The 2,056-nt window shown below is 63.1% G+C and carries 2 protein-coding genes; one reads left to right on the top strand and one right to left on the bottom strand.

Annotation, left to right across the window (positions count from 1 at the left end; all coding sequences use genetic code 11):
* The coding region (locus ACSFBL_RS35550; protein ID WP_435520493.1) for a hypothetical protein at window positions 1–247 on the top strand (247 nt) is incomplete at its 5' end.
* Between the two features lie 1,113 nt (window positions 248–1,360).
* Here the strand turns inward: ACSFBL_RS35550 and ACSFBL_RS35545 are convergent.
* Entirely contained in the window at window positions 1,361–1,654 is a 294-nt protein-coding gene (locus ACSFBL_RS35545) for a hypothetical protein (protein ID WP_435520492.1), read from the bottom strand.
* Between the last annotated feature and the right edge of the window lie 402 nt (window positions 1,655–2,056).

The raw sequence follows: 2,056 nt of genomic DNA, 5'->3' as shown, positions 1-2,056 counted from the left end.
CCACCGTCGGCGTCTGCGTGGCATGCGCCACGCCGCCGGTGGACAAGTCTTCGTCGTCGCCAAGCATTTGACTTGGGAATCAAGTCCCAACCCGTCCGCGCAACAGGGTCAAGTCCACCTCGGCTTCGAGTCTTGCACGTTTTCTGCGCACCTGCAGGAGTTCCAGAGACTGACCGCTGCCCTGCACGCCGCGAGCGCGGAAGCGGAACTGGATAGCGAATGGAAGATGCTATGTGGGACTACCTGAGAAAGACCCGTTTAACTACAACGGAATTTCCTTAACTTCTTGGTAGAGGAGACGGTAAGGGCGACCACCCTCCCGCATCGACGCCTCGCCGGAACCCGGTGCACCGATCAGTGTCGGACTGACCTGACGTTCCTCCGGAAAACCCGTACAGGTTGGAAGTAGAGGTACGGTCGAGGAGCAGACCAGCCGGGGAACAGACATGGACACGACCGGAACTGTAAAAGGGTCCTGCTGCCGATTTGATAGCAGGAAAACCAACTCAAAACAATGTTCGCCGCAAGTGTGAACGCTCCCCTCGAGTGTCCCCGGCTGATGTCCATGTTGGGCTGTGTCCACGTTTGCCAGCCCGTGACCGCGGTTTACTAAATCCCCTAACGCGATCAGGCATTTTTTCGCTGGATCGTCCTGGCACCGCCGCGTTCACCAGCGCGCGCCCCAGCCGGGTGATGTCGCGGCGCAGGACACAGCCCACGGTCCCGATCACGACAGCGGCATCGACGACGCAGCAAACTTCGATCCAGTTCATGGGGGCACAGCCTACAGGCGGCTGCAAGCCGGGCCGGTACTGGCTTTTACGCCGCTGATACTGTCGTGCACCTACCGCCCCCGCAGCGCCGCGGTCAGCAGTTCGCGGGCCAGCCGGATCAGGCGGGTTCTATCAGGATCGCCTCGGTCTGCGTCGGGTGTTTCCTGATCCGCTCAAGGGTTCGGGGTCTGATGGTCATGGCGGGGCGGCGTCCTGGCCGGCTTGTTATTCAGTCCCTAGACGAGGCACGCCATGCCGCACAAACGCGATGCCCAATTCAAAGGCGACACGTCGCGTTTGATCGAATCGCTGCGGGGCCTGCCGCGCAAACCGATGGAACGGGCACCGGCCCTGACAACGGCGAGCCAGAACCGGTCACCGAAGGCGCGACGTGGTTGAGGCCACGATCGTCGCATCGGTGATCGCCGGGTTCTTCGCGATGCGGGTCGCGCAGGGCATAGTGAAGCCGCCACCGAATCTGATCCCGTCGCGATTGCGGTGCTGGAGCATCTCAATGCTGGCCGTTGTACGGATGCGGCAGTAAACGGCGCGGCGGCTATGGGTGCCACCGCAAACCATGAGGGCCGTTAGCGACGAATCACACCCGTCCTGCCTGCAGGGCCTTCGCAGGCGGTGCGATAGACGCCGTCGACGCACTTGATGGTGCCCGGCGGATGCACGACCGCAGCGCCAGCGACAGGCGGGCGCACGACTGCAACCCCGCCCGGCTCGGCTACCGGCTTGCGCACCGCAGCGGCGCCGTTGGGGCCGACGCAGCCGGCGCGATAGCGGCCTTCAACACATTCGACGGCCGATGCGCTGAAGCTGGTCACGGCCAGGATGAGGCCGGCGGCGGCGAGGGAGAGGGAGCGGTTTGTCATGATTGGAGTCCTGCGGGTGAAAGGCACCCATCAGCACAACGCCCGTGGCCGACGACTCGTGGACAGTCCACATACTATGGTTTTCAATGCCGGCGACGGTGCACGACGGGCTGGACTGCGCGGTGCTGGTCGGGTCGCCGATCGCTCTGTGTGCTGGTGTGGCAGTGGGCGCGTTCAGCGGCCCGTGACGGCGTCGCGCACCTCGGGGTAATCGTATTTTTTCGACAGAGATGGACCCTGCGCCACCCCGATAGCAAACTGAGCGGCTCATCAATCGTTGTTGTCCGGAGATGCTATGGATGCCTCTCTCCCGAAGGGGATCAGAAGACTGGAGTTGAGGTGGCGCCGAAGGCGGCAACAGCCGTTCAATCTCAGCAAGAGTGGGGGACCCTCTGCTGGATA

It is taken from the genome of Variovorax glacialis (assembly GCF_051216375.1).
Classification (GTDB): domain Bacteria; phylum Pseudomonadota; class Gammaproteobacteria; order Burkholderiales; family Burkholderiaceae_C; genus Variovorax.
Note: the sequence above shows the minus strand (reverse complement) of the source record. Positions and strands in the feature narration are given on the sequence as shown.

Bases quoted from the DNA above. Each gene is read 5' to 3' on its own strand.
- ACSFBL_RS35545 (WP_435520492.1), bottom strand. From the start codon at position 1,654: ATGACAAACCGCTCCCTCTCCCTCGCCGCCGCCGGCCTCATCCTGGCC.